24 protein-coding genes are annotated in these 26100 nt (G+C 43.7%); 7 read left to right on the forward strand and 17 right to left on the reverse strand.

Annotated elements, in window-relative coordinates:
• Positions 1 to 27: 27 nt before the first annotated feature.
• Complete coding sequence (locus AC2EXB_RS11255; RefSeq protein WP_483601473.1) at positions 28 to 2760, forward strand: PBP1A family penicillin-binding protein; 2733 nt, start codon at positions 28 to 30, stop codon at positions 2758 to 2760.
• A 97-nt stretch (positions 2761 to 2857) separates the two neighbouring features.
• Here AC2EXB_RS11255 and AC2EXB_RS11260 read toward each other — a convergent pair whose 3' ends face one another.
• Positions 2858 to 3412, reverse strand: a complete 555-nt coding sequence (locus AC2EXB_RS11260) for a lysozyme inhibitor LprI family protein (protein WP_483601475.1) — start codon at positions 3410 to 3412, stop codon at positions 2858 to 2860.
• 151 nt (positions 3413 to 3563) lie between these two features.
• Between AC2EXB_RS11260 and AC2EXB_RS11265 the strand changes: the two genes are divergently transcribed.
• The 3 genes from AC2EXB_RS11265 to asnB all read left to right on the forward strand — a co-directional run bounded on the left by AC2EXB_RS11265 (position 3564) and on the right by asnB (position 7021).
• Complete coding sequence (locus AC2EXB_RS11265; protein WP_483601476.1) at positions 3564 to 4094, forward strand: RNA polymerase sigma factor; 531 nt, start codon at positions 3564 to 3566, stop codon at positions 4092 to 4094.
• Positions 4069 to 4776, forward strand: coding sequence for a hypothetical protein (locus AC2EXB_RS11270; protein WP_483601478.1), 708 nt, complete (start codon positions 4069 to 4071; stop codon positions 4774 to 4776). Before AC2EXB_RS11265 ends, AC2EXB_RS11270 begins: the two co-directional genes overlap by 26 nt.
• A gap of 370 nt (positions 4777 to 5146) precedes the next feature.
• Positions 5147 to 7021 carry an asparagine synthase (glutamine-hydrolyzing) gene (gene asnB, locus AC2EXB_RS11275; RefSeq protein WP_483601480.1) on the forward strand — a complete coding sequence of 625 codons (1875 nt, stop codon included), beginning with the start codon at positions 5147 to 5149 and terminating at the stop codon, positions 7019 to 7021.
• 97 nt (positions 7022 to 7118) lie between these two features.
• On the opposite strand, the gene AC2EXB_RS11280 is transcribed toward asnB, so the two are convergent.
• Both AC2EXB_RS11280 and AC2EXB_RS11285 read right to left on the reverse strand, forming a co-directional pair.
• A complete protein-coding gene (locus AC2EXB_RS11280; RefSeq protein ID WP_483601482.1) occupies positions 7119 to 8624 on the reverse strand; it encodes an FAD-dependent oxidoreductase in 1506 nt (501 codons plus the stop codon).
• Positions 8625 to 8637: 13 nt separating this feature from the next.
• Positions 8638 to 9042, reverse strand: a complete 405-nt coding sequence (locus AC2EXB_RS11285) for an Rrf2 family transcriptional regulator (RefSeq protein WP_483601484.1) — start codon at positions 9040 to 9042, stop codon at positions 8638 to 8640.
• A gap of 264 nt (positions 9043 to 9306) precedes the next feature.
• Between AC2EXB_RS11285 and AC2EXB_RS11290 the strand changes: the two genes are divergently transcribed.
• On the forward strand, positions 9307 to 10512 hold the full coding sequence (locus AC2EXB_RS11290) for an MFS transporter (protein ID WP_483601486.1): 1206 nt from the start codon (positions 9307 to 9309) through the stop codon (positions 10510 to 10512).
• 67 nt (positions 10513 to 10579) lie between these two features.
• On the opposite strand, the gene AC2EXB_RS11295 is transcribed toward AC2EXB_RS11290, so the two are convergent.
• The gene (locus AC2EXB_RS11295) at positions 10580 to 11956 is read right to left on the reverse strand and encodes a M1 family metallopeptidase (RefSeq protein ID WP_483601487.1); all 1377 of its coding nucleotides are present in this window, start codon (positions 11954 to 11956) and stop codon (positions 10580 to 10582) included.
• A gap of 398 nt (positions 11957 to 12354) precedes the next feature.
• Between AC2EXB_RS11295 and AC2EXB_RS11300 the strand changes: the two genes are divergently transcribed.
• The gene (locus AC2EXB_RS11300; protein WP_483601489.1) at positions 12355 to 12732 is read left to right on the forward strand and encodes a GNAT family N-acetyltransferase; all 378 of its coding nucleotides are present in this window, start codon (positions 12355 to 12357) and stop codon (positions 12730 to 12732) included.
• A 155-nt stretch (positions 12733 to 12887) separates the two neighbouring features.
• Positions 12888 to 13133: a KGG domain-containing protein gene (locus tag AC2EXB_RS11305; protein ID WP_251473930.1), complete on the forward strand. Its 246-nt coding sequence runs from the start codon at positions 12888 to 12890 to the stop codon at positions 13131 to 13133.
• A 285-nt stretch (positions 13134 to 13418) separates the two neighbouring features.
• Here the strand turns inward: AC2EXB_RS11305 and AC2EXB_RS11310 are convergent, their stop codons facing one another.
• The 13 genes from AC2EXB_RS11310 to bshA all read right to left on the reverse strand — a co-directional run bounded on the left by AC2EXB_RS11310 (position 13419) and on the right by bshA (position 26088).
• Positions 13419 to 13742, reverse strand: a complete 324-nt coding sequence (locus tag AC2EXB_RS11310; protein ID WP_483601490.1) for a YpoC family protein — start codon at positions 13740 to 13742, stop codon at positions 13419 to 13421.
• Positions 13717 to 14397: an endonuclease III gene (gene nth / locus AC2EXB_RS11315; protein WP_235196416.1), complete on the reverse strand. Its 681-nt coding sequence runs from the start codon at positions 14395 to 14397 to the stop codon at positions 13717 to 13719. The genes AC2EXB_RS11310 and nth overlap by 26 nt, the downstream gene beginning before the upstream one ends.
• Before the next feature lie 13 nt (positions 14398 to 14410).
• Entirely contained in the window at positions 14411 to 15112 is a 702-nt protein-coding gene (locus tag AC2EXB_RS11320) for a DnaD domain-containing protein (RefSeq protein WP_235196418.1), read from the reverse strand.
• Between the two features lie 59 nt (positions 15113 to 15171).
• Entirely contained in the window at positions 15172 to 16467 is a 1296-nt protein-coding gene (gene asnS, locus AC2EXB_RS11325; RefSeq protein WP_483601492.1) for an asparagine--tRNA ligase, read from the reverse strand.
• 35 nt (positions 16468 to 16502) lie between these two features.
• Positions 16503 to 17693, reverse strand: coding sequence for a pyridoxal phosphate-dependent aminotransferase (locus tag AC2EXB_RS11330; protein ID WP_311195554.1), 1191 nt, complete (start codon positions 17691 to 17693; stop codon positions 16503 to 16505).
• 15 nt (positions 17694 to 17708) lie between these two features.
• Positions 17709 to 18185, reverse strand: coding sequence for a cell wall elongation regulator TseB-like domain-containing protein (locus AC2EXB_RS11335; protein WP_483601493.1), 477 nt, complete (start codon positions 18183 to 18185; stop codon positions 17709 to 17711).
• Positions 18186 to 18193: 8 nt separating this feature from the next.
• Complete coding sequence (locus AC2EXB_RS11340; protein ID WP_483601494.1) at positions 18194 to 18364, reverse strand: YpmA family protein; 171 nt, start codon at positions 18362 to 18364, stop codon at positions 18194 to 18196.
• Positions 18365 to 18438: 74 nt separating this feature from the next.
• Complete coding sequence (dinG, locus tag AC2EXB_RS11345) at positions 18439 to 21201, reverse strand: ATP-dependent DNA helicase DinG (protein ID WP_235196421.1); 2763 nt, start codon at positions 21199 to 21201, stop codon at positions 18439 to 18441.
• A 194-nt stretch (positions 21202 to 21395) separates the two neighbouring features.
• The gene (panD, locus tag AC2EXB_RS11350) at positions 21396 to 21779 is read right to left on the reverse strand and encodes an aspartate 1-decarboxylase (protein ID WP_483601496.1); all 384 of its coding nucleotides are present in this window, start codon (positions 21777 to 21779) and stop codon (positions 21396 to 21398) included.
• A gap of 2 nt (positions 21780 to 21781) precedes the next feature.
• Positions 21782 to 22618 carry a pantoate--beta-alanine ligase gene (gene panC / locus AC2EXB_RS11355; protein ID WP_235196423.1) on the reverse strand — a complete coding sequence of 279 codons (837 nt, stop codon included), beginning with the start codon at positions 22616 to 22618 and terminating at the stop codon, positions 21782 to 21784.
• A gap of 245 nt (positions 22619 to 22863) precedes the next feature.
• Complete coding sequence (locus AC2EXB_RS11360; RefSeq protein ID WP_483601499.1) at positions 22864 to 23847, reverse strand: biotin--[acetyl-CoA-carboxylase] ligase; 984 nt, start codon at positions 23845 to 23847, stop codon at positions 22864 to 22866.
• Positions 23825 to 24958: a CCA tRNA nucleotidyltransferase gene (locus AC2EXB_RS11365; protein ID WP_483601501.1), complete on the reverse strand. Its 1134-nt coding sequence runs from the start codon at positions 24956 to 24958 to the stop codon at positions 23825 to 23827. Before AC2EXB_RS11365 ends, AC2EXB_RS11360 begins: the two co-directional genes overlap by 23 nt.
• The gene (gene bshA / locus AC2EXB_RS11370; RefSeq protein ID WP_483604743.1) at positions 24955 to 26088 is read right to left on the reverse strand and encodes an N-acetyl-alpha-D-glucosaminyl L-malate synthase BshA; all 1134 of its coding nucleotides are present in this window, start codon (positions 26086 to 26088) and stop codon (positions 24955 to 24957) included. Before bshA ends, AC2EXB_RS11365 begins: the two co-directional genes overlap by 4 nt.
• Positions 26089 to 26100 lie beyond the last annotated feature (12 nt).

The raw sequence follows: 26100 nt of genomic DNA on the forward strand, positions 1-26100 counted from the left end.
AGCATTTACGAAAGTGAGGAACCGATTGTGAGCGAAAAACCAGTTTCGCGTGAACAACGCAGAAAAGCACTCGAGCAACAAAAGAAAACAGCACGAAAAAAGCCAGGCCCAAAGAAAAAGAAAGCCTCTTCCGGCACAAGCTGGATTAAACGGATTGTCCTAGCGATCGTCTTGATCGGCGTCGTCGGATTGCTATCCGGTTTAGGATTATTCGCATATTACGCGAGCGGAGCTCCGGATCTCGACGAAGAATTGCTGCGCGATCCGATTAGCCCGAAATTTTTAGCCGCTGACGGCAAAACGGAAATTCCGTTTATGACGGTAGAGGACCGAACCTATGTCAATTACGAAGAAATTCCGAAAGAGATGGAAGCTGCCATTCTCGCAACTGAAGATAACCGTTTCTATGAACACTCCGGAATTGATGTGATCCGTTTAGGCGGCGCTGTGATTGCGAATATTACAGGCGGTTTTGGATCGCAAGGCGCAAGTACCATTACCCAGCAAGTCATCAAAAACTCGTTTTTATCCAACGAAAAAACCTTGAAGCGAAAAGCCCAAGAAGCTTACCTCGCCTATAAACTTGAACAGGAATACACGAAAGAAGAAATTTTCGAGATGTATTTCAACAAAATCCTGATGTCCGGCAATACGTACGGCTTCGGTACTGCGGCAGAACATTTTTATGGCAAGCCCCTTTCTGAATTGGGATTGCCTGAAATGGCTTTGCTTGCCGGTATGCCGCAAAGCCCAAACAACTACAACCCTTTCAACCATCCGGAAGCTGCAGAAAAGCGTCGCAATATTGTGCTTAGCTTAATGGAGCAGCATGAAAAAATCACCACTGCACAAAAAGAAGAAGCTCAAGCAGCACCTGTGACTGAAATGCTGCTGGCGGAAGAAAACCGCCCGAAAGCACCAACAGGTGAATATACAGCATTCATGGAAATGGTCCAAAGTGAATTGGAATCATTGAGCGGCGATTACTCGCTTGATGAAGGATTGACCATTTATACAACACTTGAACCGGACGTCCAAAAAGCGGTCAACGAAACAATGTCATCCGATTTATTCTTTGATGACAAAGTCGAATCAGCGATGACAATTGTTGATACGCAAACGGGTGCAATCCGAGCAATTGGGGCTGGCCGCGACTATTCCGGCGATGTCCGCATCAATTACGCTACATCACGCGATCGGGTCATCGGTTCAACCATCAAACCGCTAATCGCTTACGGACCGGCAATTGAATATTTAGACTGGTCGACCGGCCAGCCGATTGTCGACGAACCGTATTCTTATGAAGACGGAAAACAAATTCGCAACGTTGATGGCAATTTCCTTGGCGGAATGACGATCCGTGAAGCGCTTTACCGCTCACGCAATATCCCGGCGGTCAAAACCTTGAAAGAAGTCGGCGCTGAAGATGCCAAAGATTTTGTCCGTAAACTCGGACTGGATATCGAAGTCTTCGAATCCACTGCCCTTGGTTCTGACGGCATCTCGACAGTCGATCTTGCAGGTGCATTTGCAGCCTTTGGAAATGACGGCATCTATACAAAACCGCATACGATCACGAAACTCGTTTTCCGTGACGGCACGACCGAAGAAGTAGTAAAACCTGAATCGATTCCGGCAATGAAAGACAGCACCGCTTACATGGTGACAGATATGCTCCGTGATGTTGTAGATTTGAATGTGCCTGGAGCGACCGGCAAAGAAGCCGCACTTAGCGGATTAGACCTTGCCGGGAAAACAGGTACATCCAATTATTCAGCAGACGATTTAGCTAAATATGGGCTGGATTCTTCATCTGCACCGGATGTCTGGTTCGCAGGCTACACATCTAAATATTCCGTTTCAGTATGGAGCGGCTACCCTACTCGTGAAATTGGGATCGATACCGCTTCAAATGAACGGTTACTCGCACAGCGTTTATTTACGAGTGCGATGTCCAAAATTTCTTCAAGTGCCGATACAGACAATTTCAAAAAACCGGAATCTGTTGTCGAGCTTGAAATTGAAGCGGGAAGCTCGCCATTAAGATTGGCAAGTGCATTCACGCCTTATAATTTAAGATCTACTGAATTGTTTGTACGCGGCACTGAGCCGACTCAAGTATCCGAACAATTCGTCCAAGAAGAATTAGATGCCCCTTCTGGCCTCCGCGCATCTGTAGAGGGCCAAACGGCTAACCTCTCTTGGAATTACGATATTACCGAAGGAGTCGCGTTCGAAGTGGCGGTTGAAGTGGATGGCAATAGTTCCGTATTGACCACAACCGGCGACCGTGCTTATTCATTTAGCGGCCTCGAAGAAGGCAAAACTTATACCTTCCGTGTAACAGCGGTCAGCGATGATCTTCGAAGCGATCCCGCTTCTGTCGCAGTAGAAGTTGCTGGCGCTCCTGAAGAAGAAGTCGAAGAAGAGCCCGTGGAAGAAGAAGAACCGGTTGAAGAGCCGGAAGAGCCAGTAGAAACGCCGGAAGATGAAAATCCGGACGGCAATGGAAACGGCAATAACGGCAACGGCAATTCGAACGACAATGGAAATAATAACGGCAACGGCCAGAATGATGGCAATAACGGAAACAATGGAAATGGCAACAATAACGGCAATGGCGGGAATAATGGCAACGGGAATGGCGATGACAATGGCGATGTCCCTCCACCACCACCTGAAGACGGTGATGGCGAAGGAGATGCCAATCCGGCCTCTGTTCCAGATGCAACCCCTCCTGAAGAAAATGATCAGCCATAAGAATTAAATTAAAAAGGACCGGCCGGATCTGCAAAAGCAGATCCGGCCGGTCCTTTTTAGCTATTTACATTTACTCTCTAGAACTTGGCATTGCACTTTAGCCCGCTTCTTCTTTCAAATACGTATTCGCGAGAAAAAAACATCTTTCTTTTGTCAATTCACGGGCTTTAGAAAGCTGTGCAACACTTTCAAGCGTGCCGTCGGCAAACTCAGCCGCGGCTTCTGCCGCTTCCTGGTCGCGCAGTGAAATCCAGTCCAATTGCTCAAGCCGCAAATCTTCCATTTCTTCTGGAGTTAATTGGGTTTTAAGCACGCCGTAGATTTCATTTAAAGCTTTATCCCATCTTCTAAGCGATTCTGCCTCCCCTGCCTTCAAAGCAGCTGTTGAGCCATTCTTATACGAATTCTCCAGTTTTGTCAGCGCTAAGTCAATCCGTTCAAGTTCCAGCAAATAATAGGCTTTTGGATTTTCATCCAATGTTGCCCGCTTAGTTGATTGATTTTCAGCAAGCGGTAAAGCGGCATCTTCTGCCGACTCAGCCGTTTCTGCAGGGGTTTCTTCAGCTGGTACTGGTTCAGCTAAGTCTTTTTCGGCATTGCTGCAGCCGTTCAGTAATCCTGCGGCGATAAGCAGGTAAATAATTTTTTTCATAAGGGGCCTCCAACAGGTAAATCGTTTCTTTTGTTCCGCTTGTTCCTAACGACTCAAATATAAACAGTTTCTTTCCATTTAGCAATTTAATTTAAAAAACGATACTTTTTTTTCTGATCTTCGTCTATTATTTACACGGGGAGTGAAATGTATGGAAGAAGAAATTGAACAATTATACCTTGATCACAGTGATCGGGTTTACCGCTATATTTTTCTGCTGATCAGACATAAAGAAAATGCAGAAGATTTAACACAAGAAACGTTTTATAAAGCGTTTAAAAACTTGAAGTCATTCAACCACCAATCATCCGTTTCCACTTGGCTATTGAAAATAGCGCGCAATGTCACGTATGATTTTTTGAGAAGAAAAAAGATTATCCGTTTTTTCAGTATGGAAAACGAAGATGATCTAAATGGCAACCTTCCCGCTCTTGAAGACTTGGTTGTACAGAAAGAACAAACTAGCCAATTATACAAAGCGATGAAAACCTTGAAAAAGGATTACCAGGAAGTATTGCTTCTCCGAAAAATAAACGAATGCTCCATTAAAGAGACTGCCTACATATTGGGATGGACTGAGGCAAAAGTGAAAACAAAAACTTCACGTGCACTCGAGTCCTTAAAAAAGGAACTTATCGGAAAGGATGGTGGCTTGCATGGATCCGAACAAACAACTCGATGACCTTTTTCAGCAAATGAAAGAAGTCGATCGGTCTAAAAAAGCTCGACAAGAAGGTTTAGTGAAACTACGGGCACGCGTGCAAAAGAAAAAGAAATTCCATTTGGCCCCTGCCTTCATTTCATTTGGCATGCTGATTGTCGCGGCTCTTCTTTTTTTGACATTTACTACAGGCGAATCCCCTGCTCTGAATAGCCAATCAGGCGTCGGCACTCCTTATGAAATGGAAGAACGCGCAATCACTCACGTACTAAACGAAGAATTTAATGGCCCGAACAAGGAATTTATAAAGCTTAAAACCAATCCCGCCAATGTTTTAAATGGGAGCTCCACATCTGCCGAGGATTCTGACACCGTTTATCTATATGAATTTCTTGAAAAAACATATGGATCTTACTTCACGGAAAGCGGCTTTGATAATTTCGTTCCGTATGCCTATTTCTATCATTTAGGAGAAGAGTCCTCTTCTTATCAATTCACGCTGGGATCTGTAGAAATCAAAAAAACCAATGACGCACCGTCCCAATACCAAATTGATTTCCAAGTTGAATTTACCAATAGCTTTGGCGTTTCCGAAAACTTCCCAATGGCGGGCATCGCTAAATTTGGAGATGGCGGGAAACTTCAGGATATTGAATTTGAAGATCCAGAAGGCTTAAGCGTGACGATTTTAGAGAACATCTAACACTTGTCCCGCCGCATTTCTGTCTAATTCATGTGCTTTACTTCTCTAGTCAATCAGACGCAAACCCGGAACTTTAAGTTCCTCAATCGATTTTTTAAATTCCATTCGACTCCGAGCATTAGAACATGGCATGTTGAAGGAGTTCATCCCTCTAGAGAGAATTAATGTCGATTCCCTTTCATTTAAATTTTTCTGCGGCTAAAAACATGATTTGCAATTTCTGAATGCTCTTATTGAGCATTCTTTTTTTGTCAAATTACCGATACTTTTCACCCCTTCAAGCGTCTATCCAAAGTAAGCAAAAGCGGATGAAATTTCTCATCATTTTCCGCTTTATTGCTCATAAATTTCATTGAAGAGGTGCATAAGTATGTGTGGATTTACAGGGTTTTTAGGAGCAGTCGAACAGCCAGAAATGGTTTTACATAAGATGATGGATCGCATTATTCATAGAGGACCCGATTCAGCAGGTGAATTCGTTGAAGGAGAAGCAGCGCTCGGATTTCGCCGATTGAGCATCATTGGATTGGAAACCGGCGGACAGCCTTTTTACAGTGAAGACGGACATTTAGTCGCCATGGTGAACGGAGAAATTTATAATTTTATCGAACTTCGCCGTACATTGATCAACAAAGGACACGTCTTTCAAACCGAATCTGATTGTGAAGTGATCCTTCATGGCTACGAAGAATATGGTGAAGGGATTCTTTCCAAACTACGCGGTATGTTCGCTTTTGTCATTTGGGACCGGAAAAAGAAACAATTATTCGCAGGCCGTGACATGTTCGGCATTAAGCCCTTCTACTATGGCCAAATGAATAATACGTTTTTCTTTGGATCGGAAATCAAAAGTTTCCTGCCCCACCCCAGTTTTCAAAAAGAATTAAATAAAGAGGCATTGATGCCTTACCTATCATTCCAATATTCCGTTTTGGAAGAAACGTTTTTCAAAGGCATATTCAAGTTGCCGCCTGCGCATTATTTAATCCATCAAAAAGGCAAAACTACGCTTAAGCGATATTGGGATCCGGAATTCAAAGAAAAAGATCTGAAACTTAGCCATCTAGTAGAAGAAATCGACGAGACCATCCAGGAATCTATCTTGAGCCACCGCATCAGCGACGTCAAAGTCGGATCTTTTTTATCAAGCGGCGTTGACAGCAGTTATGTAGCCTCTGTTTTAAAGCCTGACCAGACCTTTACTGTCGGCTTTAGCGATGAGAATTTCTCTGAAATCGATAACGCGAAACTACTTTCCGATGAGCTGGATATCGAAAATAAGCATTCAATTTTAAATGCCGATCGATGTTTTGAAAAGTTAGAGACCATCCAATATTTGATGGATGAACCGCATTCCGATCCTTCAATTGTTCCTTTGTATTTCTTAGCGGAACTGGCCAAGAAAGACGTTACCGTAATTTTGTCGGGGGAAGGAGCCGATGAATTATTTGGCGGCTACGAAGCCTATGATTTGTCTGCTGGGATGAAAAAATATCAAAAAGTCCCGCGCTTCATCCGGACACTAGCAGCAAAAACCGCCGCTAAGCTTCCTGAAATGCGCGGCAAGCAATTCCTGATGCATGGCGGGTTGCCGGTAGAAGAATGGTTTATCGGACAAGCAAAAGTGTTCCGTGAAGCTGAAGCCAAAAAAATTGTGAAAGAAGCTTTTCATCAAGCCCCAACAATCCAGGATATTGTCACCCCCTATTACAAGCAAGTAAAAGGACAGGACGACTTGACGAAAAAACAATTTTTGGACATGAACCTTTGGCTCGTAGGAGATATTTTGTTGAAAGCAGATAAGATGAGCATGGCCCATTCACTGGAAGTTCGTGTTCCGTTCTTAGACAAGCAAGTCATGGCAATTGCTTTAAAAATACCCGCTTCTTTTCGTATAAATGAAACGGAAACGAAACACGCGATGCGTTTGGCTGCAAGAAAAGCTTTGCCGGAAGCATCTGCTGCCAGAAAGAAAATCGGTTTTCCGGTGCCGATCCGCAACTGGATCCGCGAAGAACGGTTTTATCGCCAGATTAAAACGTATTTTACTAGTGCAGAAGCCGAAGAATTTTTCAGTATTGAAGACATCATGCAGCTGCTGAATGACCATTACGAAGGAAAAGCCAATAACGGCCGTAAAATTTGGACCATCTTCACTTTCCTGATCTGGCATAAACGCTATTTCCAACTGGATTCAGAACCTGTTGCCGCAGAAAAGCCAGTCTCTGTTGGTTCAGCAAGTTAATCGAAAAAAAGCGTCCTTTCTATGAGGAAGGGACGCTTTTTTCATTTCAATAAACACTATTAAAGATTCATAATATCTATAATAGACACAAAAAATTTTATTGTTTCTTAGCGATAAGAATATAGAGAAATTCGGTCAGGAATTTTTTTTCGATGATCTGCATGCCACTGTTCACCAATTTTTCTTCCATTTTTGCACAGGTGATCCGGGGAGCTCTTTCGCTTGCTTGTTTTGGTTCAAGTTCAATGCAGATAAAATGGCCACCGCTTTTCAAAACGTTCATGAATTGCTGCAAAGTCTCCTCCAGAGGATTCACTTCATGGAGCACTAAGGACGCCATGATTATATCAACTGAAGCGTCTGGCAAAGGTAAGCGATCATTTCCAGCTAGAATAAGTTGGATGTTGGTGATGCGCTCATGCTCTGCTTTTGAACGTATCATTTCGAGCATGGTTTGATCGATATCAAGCGCATAGACCGTTCCGTCCACCTTTTGAGCGAATGGCAACGTGAAATAGCCTGTTCCAGCTCCGAAATCCAAGATATGGTCAGCTTTCTTGAGGGGGATCATGTCCATTAATCGTTCAGGGGAAAGCTCCGCTTTTCTAGCTGCACTTTCCAAATAAGCGATTTTTCCACCGTGATGACGGGTATGCTTAGATTTCGAAAAAATATTTTCCATTAATCCCAGCTCCTTCTTTTTAGCGAACTTTTCTTCAACAAGATCCGCGTTTACACCGAAAGCGGCCATGCTGCCTTCCGAAGCAGCGATAATCAATTGTGCAGGTCCTTCTATTACTGTGTCTCCGCAAGCAAAAACACCTTCAATTGTAGTGCGTTTGAAAGAATCAACTTCGATTCCGCCTCTATCATTTAGACGGCATCCGAGTGATTCTCCAATAGAAGAAGCTTGTTTCCACTCTGGTGTAACGAATCCACCTGTACGCTGAATTTTTTGTCCTCCATCAAATTCAATCTCTTCCAGCTTCCCAGATTTTCCGCTTAACGATTTGATTTTTTCTTCCCGGATGATAATTCCCTGGCTTTCCAACATCCTCTTTTCCTCGTCTGTCAGCTTTGACTTGCCGTTCGTGCAAACAACGAGGTCATTCGACCAATTCGAGACCATCTTGGCCATATGGAATGCCCATTGGCTTTCAGAAATGATGGCAAGCGGCTGATCTTTCAGTTCCCATCCGTCGCAATACGGACAATTGAATAAACTCGTTCCGTAAAACTCTTCCACATACTTTACTGCCGGCAGAATTTCCTTTAATCCTGTTGCCAATATCAGCTTTTTCGATTGAAAACTTTCTCCATTCTCTGTTGTGAGATGGAATAGCCCATTTACCTCTTTGACTTCCTTAACACGCTGCTTTTCGATCCGTACATCTGGATAATGGCTCAGTTCGGTATGAGCGATTTTTTTCATTTCCTGAGGGTTGATTCCATCTCTAGTCAAATAACCATGGGCTTCATTCGTCACAGCATTTCTCGGTTTGTTGTCATCAAAAAGGATGGTTTTTCTGCGGGCCCGGCCAAGGACAAGCGATGCGCTCAACCCGGCTGGGCCTCCCCCTACTACTGCACAATCTAATAACATCCCATCATCTCCTCTAAACTTTTTTATGTTGTTCAATTTCCTTTACAAGATCAGACAAGCGTTTTTCCTGAAGCTCTTGTTTCATGTTCTCTTCCGCTTGACGCATCGTTTTTTCTATCAGGCAGCCTTCATGATGAATGGTGCAATCAAAAAGATTCGCATCTCCTTCAATTGCTTTGATCACATCAAAAAAAGAAGCATCGGTTTGATTTCGAGCAATCTTATACCCCCCTTTCGCCCCCGGAGTCGATTCGATCAACCCCGCTTTAGTCAGTTTGGTTAAAATCTTAGAAAGATAGGTTGGCGACAGCTTCTGCATTTCGGCCAATTCCTGTACCCCTACAGCATTCTCTTTTGGAACACGCATTAAATGGACCATCGTATGAAGTGCGTAATTAGTCGCATTTGAATACTTCAATTTTCACCCCTCCTTATAATAAAAGATATTAAAGACTCTTTTTGTCTGTAATTAGATTAACATGTCCTTTCTTCCGTGTCAAAGCAGTTCTTTCCGTTTTATACGATTGTGCGTATAATAAATTTAGAAGTATTTCGATAAATCTGAATCCCCCCATGGATTTGTCTCTTCATAGAAAGGAAGCCGCTGCCCATGAAACGTCCAATTTGATATCCCTTCTTCGTTAGAATTTTAGTTAAAAAATGAATTCTTGGGGGATTATTAATGAAACTGAATCGCAATTTCACCATTCTATTGACCGGCCAATCTTTCGCCAATATTGGCGATGTGTTTTATATGGTCAGCATTATTTATATGATTTATGAATTGACTGGCTCTGCAGCATCTGCTGCATTTGTTCCTTTTATTATCACCAGTTCCATGTTTGTTTCCAATGCCTTGACGCCTCTTCTCATGCAGCGCTTTAACTTAAAATGGCTGCTTGCAGGCTCACAGATCGGCAAAACAGCGCTATTGTTTGGATTAGCCTACGGGATGCCGCTGTTTTCACTTTCCAATTATTATTTCGGTTTCTTCATTATCGGGTTAATCGCTTTATTGGACGGCTGCGCGGGTCCAGCCACCCAATCGCTGATTCCCATTTACGTGGAGAAAACGCGGCTCCTGAGAGCGAATGGTGTGAATGATGCCATCACCCAATCGATTCAGACCGTGATGTGGTTTATCGGCGGTTCCCTGTTGTTTTGGTTGGCTGCTAATGACATTCTTTGGCTGGCTGCCGGCTTATTTTCAATTTCAAGCCTATTGCTCTGCTGCTTGTCTCCCGTTGCTTATAAACCGGACAGCGTCCGGACTAACTGGCAGCAAATTAGCCATGGCTGGAAGCTCGTAGCGAAATCGCCTTTTTTGAAGCGTATTGCTTGGATGGATTTTTTGGAAACGGCAGCAGGCACTGTCTGGATTGCTGCCATTCTTTTAGTATTCGTTCAAGAGGCCCTTTTCAAGGATGAGGCTTGGTGGGGATTCATCAACGGCTCTTTTTTTCTTGGCTTGATTGCGGGCAGCCTATTGTGCCTGTCGTTTTCTCGGGTATTCGAGGAGAAATTAAGTTGGTTCATTTTTGTTGGCGCTTTTATCAGCAGCATCGCGACGTTCCTTTTCGGTTTATCCAGTTTTCCTGTTCTAGCTTTGCTTCTTTCGTTTTTGGTAGGAGTCGCCGGTCAAATCAAAAATATCCCGCAACAGACGCTGATTCAGTCGAGTACAGCTGAATCCGACTTGCCGACTGTTTTCACCACTTTAGGTGCGATTGCGACTGGCACTTTCGGCATCGCATCTCTTTTAATGGGAATCATCGCAGATGTCTTCGGAATTCGCTCTGTTTTTATGCTTTCCGGTTTTCTGCTCCTAGTTGTTGGATTGATCGCCTATAAAGGCAGAGTCCTCTTATGGCGTCCCCAGCAACTTTAAAATCCATAATACGAAAAAGACGAGCGGAATCCTTTTCCGGTCGTCTTTTCCTTTCAACTTATATTTTTTATTTCAGCCAGCTGTCTAAAAACTCACTTTGGTCCCCTTCAAAATAGGCTTCAAAAAACTGCTTGAACGCTTCGCTGTCGACTTGCTTGAATTGAAATTCCTTGTAATAGGCAGATAAAAATCCAAATGCCGCTTCCGTCCCTCCATTCGCTTCAAAAAACTCTTTGAAAAGCATCGGTACTTTACCGTAAATCGTGGAATAATAGGTCGGTTCTTCAAAATCGTCCAATGGAATATTGGCATATTTTTCTGTCGGGTAAGCCGCTACCGCAAACGCGGCGTCTTCAAATCCGCTGTCTGCATCCCCGTTCTGTCCGCTAATATACAGCGCACTGCTAAACTCTGTTAAACTCTCATCAAGCCACGATTCCCGGAAAGGGTCATTCGTGACGAGGTAATAAAACCATTGATGGGCAATTTCATGGATCAACACGGATTCAAGCGCTTCCTGTTCGGATGCCACTTCAATCATATTCGGATATTCCATATAGCCATCATTTGCGATAATATCCAATTCAATGTTTGGATTATCGCCAATCTGTTCTTCAAAATATATGTAGGCGTCCGAAGCCATTTCAGCCGTCGTTTCGAGAACCCCAGAACCCTTTGGCGCAAACACCCTTAGTTCTGTGTCATTGGCTTTGATGCTCTGCGTTTCCCAATCGTCCGGATCCAGTAATGCCAGATAAAAATCCTTGATATTTTCACCTTTCACCGTTCCTGAATCGGCCGGTGCCATTTGGCCATCTTCTGCGGAAGTCGCGACGAAATATTCTTCCGGCAAACGGTAACTGACTAGATAATTTCCGTAGCCCGTATCATAGGATTCCCCTTTTGGATCGTAATCCTCTATTACCCATCCGTCTTTATAAATCGCAAGCATCGGATACCAATGGGCCAGATAAAAATTATTGTCTATTTGAGATAACCGCATGCCATATTCGGGCAGACGCATTCTGTAGTTGATATCCACTACGACTGTCGACTGCGGTTCCAGGTGTTGGTCCAATTCGACCAGCAAGCCATTATTGGCTAATTGATACTCTGCCTTTTTCCCATTAACTGAAACTGAAGCAAGCTTAAGAGCGGCATCATCGTATTCGTAAAAAGGTGTTTCTTTTGAATTCATCGCATTTGGCACCAAAAAAAAGCCGATATCTTTTAAAGACTGGTCAGATGAATTAGTGACGGTAATCGAAGCATCAACTCTCACATTGTCTTCTTTATCCAACACAAGTTTCAGTTCATAGTTTGCATCAATATTTTCCGGTTCAGCTAATAAGGCGCAGTTGAAGAGACACGTTCTGCTGTTTAAAAATAGTATCAATGAGACTGCAGCTACAAGTCCAGCCAGTATCCATCCAAATTTCTTCATGATAGTTCTCCATTTCTAGAGCCTCTGGCTCCATTTGCTACCCGTATTCCTTCCAGCGGCTTAGTGAAACCTCAATTGGCTCATTACTATCAGTTTACCATCATCCATGCATCGATTCTTAAAAACTTATGACAAGCGTTTTACTTTACTTCATAAATGAAGATAGGTATTATGGTCTTGAATAAGATGTACAGAGCCGACTCGCAAAATCATTATAAGCAAAAGTTGGTTCATGATTTATGACTAGATCAATTCCATAAACTTCAGGCAGTGTATTCCAGACAATAGTGCTGGCAAAAACGCCAAAAAGAATGTTCCATTCTTTTTGGCGTTTTTTTATTTCCTGCCCATAGCTCTTATAAATGATTTTCAATTTTAAGTACCTGGAGGATGTTAATTTGCTAGTTAAATATAAAAAATTAAATGAGAAAATCGCAATGGGGCTGCTTTCTTTTACGCCCCGCGAACATGATTTGCAAACTTTACAGAATTCAATGGATAGATACACAGAGGACCCTAACTGGCAATTATATCTGTGGAAACAAGACGAAGATTTGGTCGGAGTCATTGGGATCGAGTTAGACGAATTGACTTTCACGGTCCACCACGCAGCCGTTAATCCATCATTCAGAAATGAAGGAATTGGCCAGCAAATGATTGAAAGAGTTCAACAGCTGCATGAGACATTGGCAATGTGTTCCACACATGAGACGAAAGATTTTCTTGAAAAATGTTGGGCAAATCAATATCCGTTAAAAGAAAGTTTGGAGAAATAGGCTTAAAAAAAGTCCAAGAATTCGTTTTCCGCAAAATGAGAACATACTGGTGGAAATTATTATAAATTGGTAACAAATTCAATTATTGTTTTTTAATGCAATTTATTTGAGGTAGATAATTAATGTAACAAAATACGATTTTAGGAGGAATTGAAATGGCAAATCAAAACGATGATAACAAAATGAGCAGAGAAGAAGCTGGCCGCATGGGCGGTGAAGCAACATCTGACAGCCACGGCAAGGAATTCTATGAAGAAATCGGTTCTAAAGGTGGCCAGAACAGCAATAGCGGCGGCCAAAACAGCAGTAATAATAGCGGAAACAACTCCAATGATGGCAAAATGAGCAAAGAAGAAGCTGGCCGAAAAGGCGGAGAAAACAGCAACGGCGGAAATTCTTAATTTCCTTAAAGCAAAAAGACAAAGCGCATAGTCGCTTTGTCTTTTTATTTTAGATAAGGCAAGTGAGTTACGTTTCTTACAAAATCTCTTTTGTAAAATTCATATCCTAGCTTCTTTGTGCCCAAAAAATGATCGAAACATCAGCTCTAATCTACAGAATAATGAAAACTTCTCCGTACAACTCGTTTACCATGCCAAATGATGATCAGGAGAAAAAAGCAAATTCTTCGCAGCAGTCCTATCCAGATTTAAAAAAAGACCTGCTGGCTTTCAGCAGATCCTCTATTACAATAATTCATTTTTCATTTGAATTCTTTTCGCAGCTATCTTCTTTTTCATCTCGGAAAACAATTCATCCAATTGGCGAAAAGCCGCGTAGTTGCCCGGACGCTGTTCAATAAAGTGAATGCGCTCTTGACCGTTCATCGGAAAAATTTGTTCTTCACAATGAGTGAGCAAGGCTTTAAATAGATCCAAGCCTTGCATCATCTGTTGAGCTGTTTGATTGCTGCGATTTTGATGCAGGCTTGAAATCTCTTCAGCTAATACCGCCCATTGTTCAAAAAACGGAGAAACGGATTCTTTAGTTAACTTCTGTGATAATTTCACGCTTGACCAACCCTTTGTTTTCCCGTTTCTTCCCTTCTCTGCAGCGCTCGAACAGCGGACAGATATGGCATCCCGGATTTTGGGATTTGCAGTGGTAGCGGCCAAAAAAGATGATTTGATGATGGGTTTTCGACCAGTCTTCTGCTGGCGTTTTTTTCATGATCGTTTCTTCCACTTGAAGCGGATTGTCTTTCCAGCGGTTCAACCCCAGCCTTTTTGCGACACGCTCGACATGGGTATCAACTGCAAGTGCAGGTATGCCAAAGGCAACCGACACGACGACATTCGCCGTTTTGCGCCCGACTCCCGGCAGTGTCATCAACAAGTCGCGGTCTGGCGGAACTTCACTGCCGTACTGGTCGATCAGTATCCGGCTGAGCGCTTGGATGTTTTTAGCTTTGTTCCGAAAAAGGCCGATAGAACGGATGTCTTGCTGAAGCTCTTCTAGTGGCACGGAAATATAATCTTCTGGAGTTTCGTATTTCTGGAAAAGCGTCGCAGTGACTTTATTGACCAGTTTATCGGTGCACTGGGCAGACAATAATGTAGCGATCAACAGATCGAAAGGGTTCCGGTGGATCAATTCACAATGCGCATCCGGAAACATACGATCCATTTCTTCCAGGCATAGAAGCCATTCTTTTTTCGTCATCAATTGCATTCACCTACTAATTCCGGTCCTCCAGCCAATTGTAAAATTGAACTTTTTTTGTCGTGCTCGCTGCTGGCTGAAGCTGGATATTTTTCTCTCTGAACGAAGTTGCATGGCGTGATACTTCCATTGATGTTTTGATGTTTTTCTTTTTCCATTCAAACAGGATACGGTCCACGTAGCGGAGGCTGATCTTTTGAGAAATGACCGCTTCTTTTAGCGCCATGCGGATAATCGCCGGACTGTGGCCGTCCTGGTCCATCCACATCGAAATCGTTTCAATTTCCATCGGTGAAAGAAAGCGGCCGAATTCCTGTTCAAACAACTGGAATACTTCGCCTTCCAATGCTTTTTGGGAAAGTTCTTTTTCTTCCTGCTTTTCTTTATAGACACAGTCCAATAAGCGTTCCCATAAGGGCTGCAAGGAAATATGCTCGGTTATCAATTCTTTGTCATTTTCCTGTTCGATGGCTAAATAGCCTTGCTGCATCAATTTTTGAATCATAGTGGTTACATGGTTTTGAGAAGTCATCATGCGGCTGCCAATTTCGTCTGGCGTCGGAAACGGGTTTCCGGCTTCCAGAAAAGCATGGACATGCATGATTAACATGGCTTCTTCATCTGTTATTTTCAATTCTTTATAGAACCGAAAAAAAAGCTGGGAAATGGTAACATTTCCCTGCTCGATCCAAGTTTGTAGTCGATCCGGCTGTTTCATATCCCAACCACCTTTCTATTCTGTTTCATTCAAACTTCTATCTGTTATTCCAAAAATTATTACGGGTATAGACGGTTCAACAAACGCGGGAATGGAATCGATTCTCTGACGTGTTCTGCGCCACTGATCCAAGCCACTGTCCGTTCAAGGCCTAATCCAAATCCGGAATGCGGCACAGCTCCGTATTTGCTCAGTTCCAAATACCAAGCGTAAGCTTTTTCATCGAGGCCATGCTCTTGGATGCGCTGCTTCATCAATTCGTAGTCATAAATACGCTCCGAACCGCCGATGATTTCTCCGTACCCTTCCGGTGCAATAAGATCTGCACAAAGTACGACGTCATCGCGTTCTGGATGCGGCTGCATGTAGAATGGTTTGATGCCGATTGGGTAATTGATGATGAATACCGGCATGTCATAGCTTTCAGCAATCGCTGTTTCATGCGGTGCTCCGAAATCGTCTCCCCATTTGATATCATCATGGCCGTTATCATTCAACCATTTGATGGCGTCATCATACGTGATGCGCGGGAATGGTGCTTTTATGTTTTCAAGTTTCGATGTATCACGGCCAAGGCGCTCCAATTCCAGTTTGCAATTTTTCAATACCGACTGCACTAGGTGAGCGACAAATTGCTCTTGGACTTCTAAGCTTTCCGCATGTTCAACAAAAGCCATTTCCGGCTCGATCATCCAGAACTCAATCAAGTGGCGACGTGTTTTCGACTTTTCAGCACGGAACGTCGGACCGAACGAAAATACTTTTCCTAATGCCATAGCAGCTGCTTCCATATAAAGTTGGCCGGATTGCGAAAGGTATGCGTCTTCATCAAAATACTTCGTCGCGAAAAGCTCAGAAGTTCCTTCTGGTGCAGATCCTGTCAAAATCGGTGGATCCACTTTCACAAATCCGTTATCGTTAAAGAATTCATACGTAGCACGGATGATTTCATTGCGGATTTTCATGATGGCATGCTGCTTGCGCGAACGCAGCCATAAATGGCGGTTGTCCATCAAGAATTCCGTGCCATGCTCTTTCGGTGTAATCGGGAAATCTTTCGCTTCGTGAAGAACTTCAATGCCGCTCACTGCCAGTTCATAGCCGAAAGATGAACGTGTGTCTTCTTTTACTTCACCTGTTACATACAATGAAGTTTCTTGAGTCAACCCTTTTGCTGTTGCAAAAAGCGCTTCTCCAACTTCTTCTTTTACGACAACTGCTTGAACGAATCCAGATCCGTCGCGCAATTGAAGAAAAGCGATTTTTCCGCTTGAGCGTTTGTTAGCGACCCAAGCGCCTAATTTTACTGTTTGTCCATTATATTTAGCCATTTCGGCAATTGTAATTTTTTTCATCATAGCCTCCAAAAATTTAAGTCAATAGTTGTCTTTTAATCGTTCCATTTTGATTGGACAAATTCGTGAATGCGTCCAACCGCTTTTTCAAGTGCTTCAAGCGATGTCGCATAGGAAAGGCGGATTGTTGAATGCGAACCGAATCCAGACCCTGGAATTACAGCTACATTCGCTTCAGTCAATAATGCAGTTGCAAAATCATCCACTGAATTATAGCCTGTCTTTTGCGCAGCTTCCGAAACATCCGGCAAGAGGTAGAAAGCACCTTGCGGACGAAGCACTTTAAATCCTGGAATGGCTGCGACTTTCGGGAAAATCGTTTCCAAACGGCTCTCAAACGCTTTTCTCATTTCTTCTACAGGTTCTTGCGTCCCGTTATATGCTTCAATTGCAGCGTATTGGGAAGTCGTTGTCGGATTTGATGTCGAATGGCTTGCAAGGTCTGTCATCGCTTTAATGATTGCCGCATCTCCTGCTGCATAGCCAATGCGCCATCCTGTCATCGAATGGGATTTCGAAACGCCATTAATGACGATTGTCCGATTTTTTGCATCATCTGACAATTCGGCAACGGAGGTATGGCTCGCTTCTCCGTAAATCAGTTTTTCATAAATTTCATCCGAAACGATTAAAATATCGAATTCACGGCAAACTTCCGCTAATTGCACCAATTCCTCTTTTGTGTAGATCATGCCCGTCGGGTTGCTTGGCGTATTCAAGATAATCGCTTTTGTCCGATCTGTAATTGCTTCGCGCAGCTGCTCTGCAGTAATTTTATACTCCTGGCTGGCTGTAGCTTCTATGTATACAGGAACACCTTGAGCCAATTTCACCTGTTCAGGATAGCTGACCCAATAAGGAATCGGAATGATGACTTCATCGCCTTCATTGAGCAATACTTGAAACAGCGTATAAAGCACGTGTTTTGCACCGATGCCGACCATGATTTCGTTTGGCTGATAGCTTAATTGCTGATCGCGCTGAAGTTTATCGATGATCGCTTTTTTCAATGCCGGAAGTCCGCCAGAAGGTGTATATTTCGTTTTCCCTTCCTTCATCGACTCGTAAGCAGCCAATAAGATATTTTCAGGAGTGTTGTAATCCGGTTCTCCTGCTCCTAATCCAATCACATCAACGCCTTTGGCTTTCAGCTCATTCGCTTTTGCTGTGATCGCTAGAGTAGTTGAAGGCGTTAAAGTCTGTACACGATTTGCTAAGTTAATCAAAGTTGTTCAACCCTTTCACAAATTCAAAATCTTCTTCCACTGTTTTCCATCACTCGCCATAATATAAATATAATTCAACTGGTCTTCTTTATCTTTATAAGCGACTTCCCAAACGGCACCGTCTTTTTCCATGCCGAGCCGCGTATGCAGGAATTCATCGACATCCGCTTCTTCAGCCACTGCTTTTCGGGCCTGTTTTGCCGTCACTGCATCGTCAAGCGAAGCAATTTTCAATTCCCCTTCGCCAGTTGGTACAAAAATGGCATTTAGTTTTCCTTTGGCATCAGTTCCAATGACGGTTACAGAAGTTTGCTTATTGGCATACACATAAGCCTGTTTCACTTCTGCCAGCAAATTTTCATCTTTGACCCGTTCAATCGCTCGCTGTTCCACATCGGAATACGGCTTATTGCCAGCTACAATGACAATGATCATTAAAGCGACAGCCAAAAAAGATAAAAATCCAAGTATAAAAGTAACCCATTGCTTCATTTGATCACCTAAGTCTTATAAATTGTAAAGATCGCTTGTTCCGGATCTTCCTTGTCCAATGCAAGTCCAAACATCAGATCATTGTGTTTTAACGTTCGATTTAAAGCATCTACCACTTTATACAAATCTGGCTGATATTTCACATTAATAGTGGAGAGCACTTCTATTTTCGATTCCATGCAAAGCGACCTTCCTCTCATTTTGTCTACTGTGTTTAGCTGATAGAGTTTGGCTCTATTCGCCGTTCTTTATTTCATTGCTTATTATACCAATGTTCAATATCGGTTACCATCTTTTCTAAGGACACTTTCGAGACTTTCACTTTTGGCAGAGCATTCAAAAATTCTTTTCCGTAGGACTTCGTTTCAATTCGCCGATCCAGGACAATGAACATTCCTTGGTCGTTTTTCGAACGGATCAGACGCCCAAAGCCTTGGCGCAGCCGCAATACTGCTTCCGGCAATGCGTAATGCATGAAAGGATTGATGCCTTCTCTGGAAATCATTTCGGATTTCGCTTTAAAAATCGGTTCATCCGGAGATGTGAACGGAAGGCGAACAACGACCACAGCACGGAGCGCATCTCCCGGCACATCCACGCCTTCCCAAAAGCTATTCGTTCCAAACAGTACGGATTTCTGGAAGCGTTGGAATGATTTCAACAGCCTCATGCGGCTGCCGGAAGAAATTCCTTGGGCAAACAGCATGTATTCATCGAGAAGCCCGGTGTCTTGGATCAAGTCCACCGTTTTTCGCAGCATATCTTGCGAAGTGAATAAAACAAAACAGCGGCCTTCGGTGACAAGCACGGTCTGGATGACTGCATCAGCTACTGATTCAATGTATTCGACTTGTGAAACCTGCTGGATGTCGGGCATGTCTTCGACGACAAAAACCCGGGCTCCTTGGTAAAACTCTTTCGGCGGTTCAAATTTCGTAATCGGCACTTCATGAGGAATGCCGAGCTGATTGACGATAAAGCGTTCGTTTGATGGCACGCTCATGGTGCCGGACAGCCAAATCACCGCTTTTTCACCCCGTATCGGCGCCACGATGCGCTGAACGATTGAAGTCACTTCAAACGGCTGTTTGTATAAAGACAGACTCGTTGGAAGGCTTCTCAAATCTCCTTCAATCCAACTGACTTCATCTTCCAACGGGAACACAAAGATTTCACTGAACTCAACCGCTTTGACCATCAGCTCTTCGGTCCAATAACGCCAGTCTGTAATCGTCAAGCGATCTTGAATGCTTGTTTCTGTCAAACGCTCGGCTTTTTGAAGAATCAATTGCGATAAATCGATCCATTCATTCAAAAAGCGAAGCATATCCATGAAACGATCTTTCTCATAAGGAAGTTCCGCTAACAGCGAAGCACATTTCTTATGGCGGCTCCCTTGGAACCGGTTCTGGAAAGCAGCAGTCAGCGATAAGGCCAACTCATCAAAAATTGCCGTGAATTTATTGAATAACGCTTCTAGATGCAGCATTTCGGGGACGTTGGAAAATCCGCTCGCTTCTGCCGCTTGATAAAGTTCGTAGAATAATTGCTGATCATCGTACGTACCCAATTGCCCGAAAATATATTTCCACTGCGTGTAGACAAAGGTCTTTTCGTATTGGGAGACAGCTGCTTGCACCACTTGATGCGCTTCATCCCAAATATAGGCATCGACGTTTTCCAAAATGCTTTGGTTGGTCATTCGCTGGTTTAATAAAAATGCATGATTTGTCACGATGACATGAGCGTTTTTAGAACGTTCCAGTGCGTATTCATAAAAATCGAGCGCTTTTTCTTCTCGGGACAATTTGCGCAAATGCGAGCGCCGGATTTTATCCAGGACGAACTGTCCTCCGCTTGAAGTATTCAACTCATTCAAGTCACCGGTTTCCGTCGAAGACAGCCACACCAATACTTGCATGATGGTGAACGTCTCATCGTAAGATTCATCTTCTCCCTGCAGCAATTCCGTAAAACGGCCCAGATCGATATAATGGCGCAAGCCTTTGATGAGTGAAATGCGCACCGGCCCGCCGACCAGTTGTTCCACAATCCCGCCTTCTTTTTGGACTAGCTGGTCTTGCAGATGCGTCGTATACGTACTGATAAGAACTTGTTTTCCAGTCTTTAAGGAATGATTTACAGCCGGCAATAAATAACCGATCGTTTTCCCCATTCCAGTGGAAGCTTCAATGACCAATTCTTCTTTGTTATGAAGAGCTGATTGGATGGAAGCCATCATATCAAACTGGCTTTGTCTCCGTTCAAAATGCGGAAAGGCCGTTTCGAGGCGCTCTTCCCAGTCAAATACCGCAGAATATGCCTTTTCTGAAGTCGGTGAATAATTCGGACGGACTTTTAACGGGACGCCTTTAAAGTTTTCAAAAGCTTCACTTTGCCCATTTCGTTTTTGCTGGGTCATTTCGAAAAAGAGCCGGGATAAATCGGACTTCAATTGAAACGAGCGTCTGTGCAAAAGCGCTAAGGTTTCATAAGGCAGCCGTTGCATGTCTTTTTTTGCCTGTAAATACAAAAGTGCTGTTGCCATGGCATCATCATCTGCACGATGGGCACTTTGGAGCGGAATGCCAAGCTCCGAAGTGATATCCTGCAATTTATAGCTGAATGACGTCGGATACATCAAACGGGCAAGTTCGACTGTATCCATCGTCAATCCTTGCCAAGCCGGCAATCCGCTGCGCTTGAATTCCGACTGCAGGAATGGCAGATCAAAATTCGTATTATGGGCAATGAAAATCGCATCGCGCATTTTATCGAAAATGGTGTCAGCATGGGCTTCGAAGGGAAGTGCACCTGACACATCAGCGTCTGTAATATTCGTCAAATCCTGAATGAACAACGGAATTTTTCTTTCCGGATTGATAAATTCAGTATATGTATCAATAATTTTATCGTTTTCAATCGTTACCATCGCTATTTGAATAATCCGGTCACCTTTAGCAGGGGAATGGCCTGTAGTTTCAATATCGACAACGACATATTTTTGCGTGTTCATCACAAGCCCTCTTTCTCGGGTGATTCTCTCTTCAAAAATTGTAACATATCCAAGCGCATTCCGTCTTACGGACTGGCTAATTCAGCCGACATTCTCTTTACAGGTAAGTGAACAAAAAAATCAGAAAAAGCCAAGGGGGAAAAGCAATGCTTTTCCCCCTTGGCTTTGAATCAGTCTTTTTAAACTATAGATGCTTACATCACGGTAGCTTCAGGTTCGTAATTGATGATCTCCCGGATTCGATTGTTCTCATCCATGATGGCTACTGTCGGTTTATGGCTTCTAGCATTTTCATCCATGACATAGCCGTATGTCAAAATGATTACGATATCGCCTTTTTGCACGAGGCGGGCTGCTGCACCGTTCACACAGATCACTCCGCTGCCGCGTTCGCCGGCAATGATATACGTTTCAAAGCGTGCGCCATTGTTATTGTTGACGACATGCACTTTTTCATTTGGCAGCATGCCGACTTCATCCAGCAGATCCTGGTCGATCGTGATGCTTCCCACATAATTCAAGTCTGCTTGCGTAACAGTCGCGCGGTGGATTTTCGAATTTAACATCATACGTAACATGTTCAGTTCCCCTTTGGATTAAAAATAATATTGTCGATCAAGCGAGCTTTTTCAAATTGGACAGCCAAGGCCAAAATGGCCTCCCCTTCAATGGCTGAAGTTAAAGCCGGATACGATAGGAATTCAATATAATCAATTTTGCCGGATGTATGCTGTCGAAGATAGGCCGTTGCTGCAGCTTTCGGATCTTCGCCTGCTAAAGCCGCTTGTTTTCCAGCTTGCAGTGCTTTGTTCAGATGAGGCGCTTCATTGCGCTCTGTTTCACTTAAATAAACGTTTCGTGAACTTTTGGCCAGGCCGTCCTCTTCCCGCACCGTTTCACCCCGGCGAATTTCAACCGGAAAATCATAGTCTGAAACGAGTGATTCAATAATAGCCAATTGCTGTGCATCTTTTTGGCCGAAATATGCCCGGTCCGCTTCAGTCAAATGAAATAATTTCGTGACCACTTTTAAAACGCCGTCAAAATGGCCAGGACGTGTTGCTCCGCACATCTTATCAGCCAATCTTCCAGCAGAAAATGAAATCGATGATTCTTTTGGATACATTTCTTCGACCGATGGCGCAAAAATGATATCTGTTCCTACTGAAGCAGCCAGCTGCTGATCACGCTCCAAATCTCTTGGGTAGCGGTCGAAATCTTCATTCGGTCCAAACTGAGCAGGATTGACGAAGATGCTCATGACGACCAAATCATTTTCAGCTTTCGCTTTTTCGACGAGGGATAAATGCCCTTCATGCAAAAAGCCCATAGTGGGAACCAGGCCAATGGAACGCCCTTCGTTTTTTTGGCTGCGGACCCATTCCTTCAATTCTGTGACGGTATTAATTGTATGCAAAACTTTTCTCTCCTCTCGGGAAGAAAACCATATAAAAAGCCCTTCTATCAAAAAAAGACAGAAGGACAGTAAATTTGTGTGTGGTTTCCTCCGTCCCTGTCATATAGTAGATCAAGGCAGATGTTGATTATCAAATTGTATTTTCTTGCAAAATAGCCATAGATTTCAGGTGCAGTTCGCAAGCGATACTGCCCGTTGATCCAACTAAAATTACTATAGCAGAAATGCTAAAAAAACAAAACACTTCAGTTTGTCATTTCAATATCGGCCGAATAGATGCCATGCAATTTGCCATCCGCCGTGCGGAGCTGGAGCACGCCGTCTTCCGTGATGCCTTCTGCGATGCCTGTCAAAGTCTCTTTTGCCATTCTTGCACGCACCGTTTTGCCGATGCTCGATGAATAGCTTTCCCATAACATTTTCAGCACGCCAAATCCGGTTTCGATGTACAGATCCGTATAAATTTCAAGGTGATGCAAAAGCGACCGCACCAATTCTTGCCGGTTTACCGGCATTCCGCTTTCAATACTTAGTGAAGTGGCAATATCCCGCAATTCTTCCGGAAAATCTTGCAGCGACTGATTGACGTTCAGCCCGATGCCAATGATCAATGCTTGTATGCCGTCAGCATCTGATTGCAATTCCGTCAAGATCCCCGTGCTTTTTTTGCCTTTTATTAGAATATCATTAGGCCATTTAATTTCCGGGTTTAAGCCGGTCACTTCTTCAATCGCCCGAACGGCTGCAACCGCTGCGACTAATGTAAATTGAGGCGCTTTTTGTGGGACGACATCCGGACGCAGGACGACACTCATCCAAATCCCTTTTTTAGCGGCAGAATCCCATTTCCGCGCCAACCTTCCTCTTCCGGCTGTCTGCTCTTCCGTCAACACGATGGTCCCACCAGGCGTACCTTCTTGAGCGAGTTGATGCGCTATGATCTGAGTGGATGGACAAGATTCAACGTAGTGGATAACTTGCCCGAGCTTCTTGGTAGCTAGTCCTGCACCAATCGCCGTTGCATCGAGCGTGTCCGGGGCGGAAGTTAAATAATAGCCTTTTTTCTTGATGGACTCGATGCCATATCCTTGCTCCACAAGCTCTTTAATATGCTTCCAAATCGCTGTCCGTGAGACACCGAATTCATCGGCGAGCTGTTGTCCCGAAACCGGTTCGCCTTTGGCTTCTATCAAACGCTCTGCTAATTTATTGGTGATCGTGATATTCATGCATGAACCAATCCTTTATGAGTTCTTTATCGTTGGCCAACTCCCCAAAGACAATCATCCGCTCGATTTGTGCGAGCCATTGTTTTATCCAGGGACCTTGCTTTTGGCTTTTCCACTTCATTAAATCGGAACCATTTACCGCCATATCCGCCTTATTGCGGATCGGCAGCTTGGATTTCCGTCCGGCTATGTCCTCTTTACGACCTTGCAGTGAAGCGGCAATCGTTAACTGCGCAGCTGTATAACTGTAAAAAATCCACTCATTCCATTCCGAAAGGCGAGCGGCTTCTAATGCCCTTTTGATCGTCTGTTTTTCTTCGTTGGAAAAACGATACGGCAAAATTTCTTCTATGTCTTTCGTGTTCTCAAACAGCATAAAAGCCCAGCCCGCAACAGCCGCATCAACTGGCTGAAACTTCGTCCAATCGGCTTTGAACAAATAACCGGAAGGCAGATGCTGCGCTAGTCCAGTATCCGTTAAATAATTGAAACTTCGCCAAGCTTTCTCATGGAGCATAATCTTATCGATTTCACTCTTGATGCGTTCAATCGCAATCGATTCGATTAAATGTGCCTGATGCCCAATGGAAGTTAAGGTAGCCGGGTCGATTTGAAAATCCAATTGGCTGGAGAACCGGATGGCTCGCAGCATGCGAAGCGCATCTTCTTGAAATCGTTCATCCGGATTCCCGACTGCCCGGATCAACCCTTTTTCTAAATCATGTGCCCCGCCAAAAGGATCGGTGATGTCCATTTTTTTATCCATAGCCATGGCATTAATGGTAAAATCGCGCCTCTTCAAATCCTCTTCCAACGATTGGACAAATTCCACAGAGTCGGGACGCCGGTTATCGGAATAAGTCCCTTCCGTCCGGTATGTCGTCACTTCGATTCCGGTTCCATCTTTTAACACAAGCACGGTTCCATGTTCAATGCCGGTATCGACCGTTTTTTCGAATAGGGATTTCACTTGCTTTGGTGAGGCATTGGTCGCCACATCAATATCATGCGGCATTTTTTCAAGCAGATAATCCCGGACCGCACCGCCTACCATATATGCTTCAAACCCTGCTTTCTCAAGCTGTTCAATCACTTTAATGGCTGTTTTCATTGCAACTTCCTTCTATCTAATAAACCCTCATAGATTTTTTCATATTGCTTTAGAATCTGTTCCGAATGGAAACGTTCTTTGACAGTCGCCAATGCCGCAAGTTTCATCTTTTTGTGCATTTCTTCATCTTTCAGCATGCTTATAATGAATTCTGCAGCCCGGTCCGTATTACCTAACTCCACCAAAAAGCCGTTTTCTCCGTGGTTGATGATTTCGGGAATTCCGCCGATAGACGATCCCACACAAGGAACACCGCAAGCCATCGCTTCCAATAATACGAGGCCGAACGCTTCTTTCTCGGATAATAATAATTTGGCATCGCTTAAACTATAAAGTTCAGAGAGGTTGTCCCGTTTCCCTAAAAATAAGACCTGTTTTTCAAGTTTCAACTCTCGTACTTGCTGGACAATCCTGCCCATCTCCGGTCCATCTCCGACCAGCAACAGTCGCGTGTCCATCTCCCGGTTTACTTTAGAAAAAGTTTCAACGACATCCATCACCCGTTTCACTTTCCGGAAGTTGGATACATGGATCAGAATTTTCGCATTCTCACTTAATCCCAAGTCCGCTTTTAGCCCGCTTGAATCTTTCGGGCTGTATTCCCTTTCGTCAACAAAATTGTAAACGGTTTGAATCTCTTTATCAGGATTGATCATTTCATAGGTTTGATTTTTCAAGGAATCCGAAACAGCCGTCACAACGTCCGATTTCTCGATGCCATAGCGGATTGCTTCTTTTAATGAAGAATCCGTTCCAAGCACTGTAATATCCGTCCCGTGTAAAGTTGTCACGATGCCGATATCCGATCCAGCCATATCCCGGCCGAGAATTGCACATACCGCATGCGGAATTGCATAATGCACATGCATCAAATCCAAATTTTCATTTTTGATCACTTCTGCGATTTTCGTAGCTAAAGCGATGTCGTAAGGGGCATATTGAAATACCGAGTAACTATTGACATCCACTTGATGGCTATAAATATTCGCATCCATTCCGTTTAAACGAAATGGGGTACTGGAGGTGATAAAGTGGATTTCATGCCCTTTTTCTGCAAGCATTTTCCCGAGTTCTGTCGCAACTACTCCAGAACCCCCTACAGTTGGGTAGCAGGTAATCCCAATTTTCATTTTACGCACCTG

It is taken from the genome of Planococcus alkaliphilus (assembly GCF_057031095.1).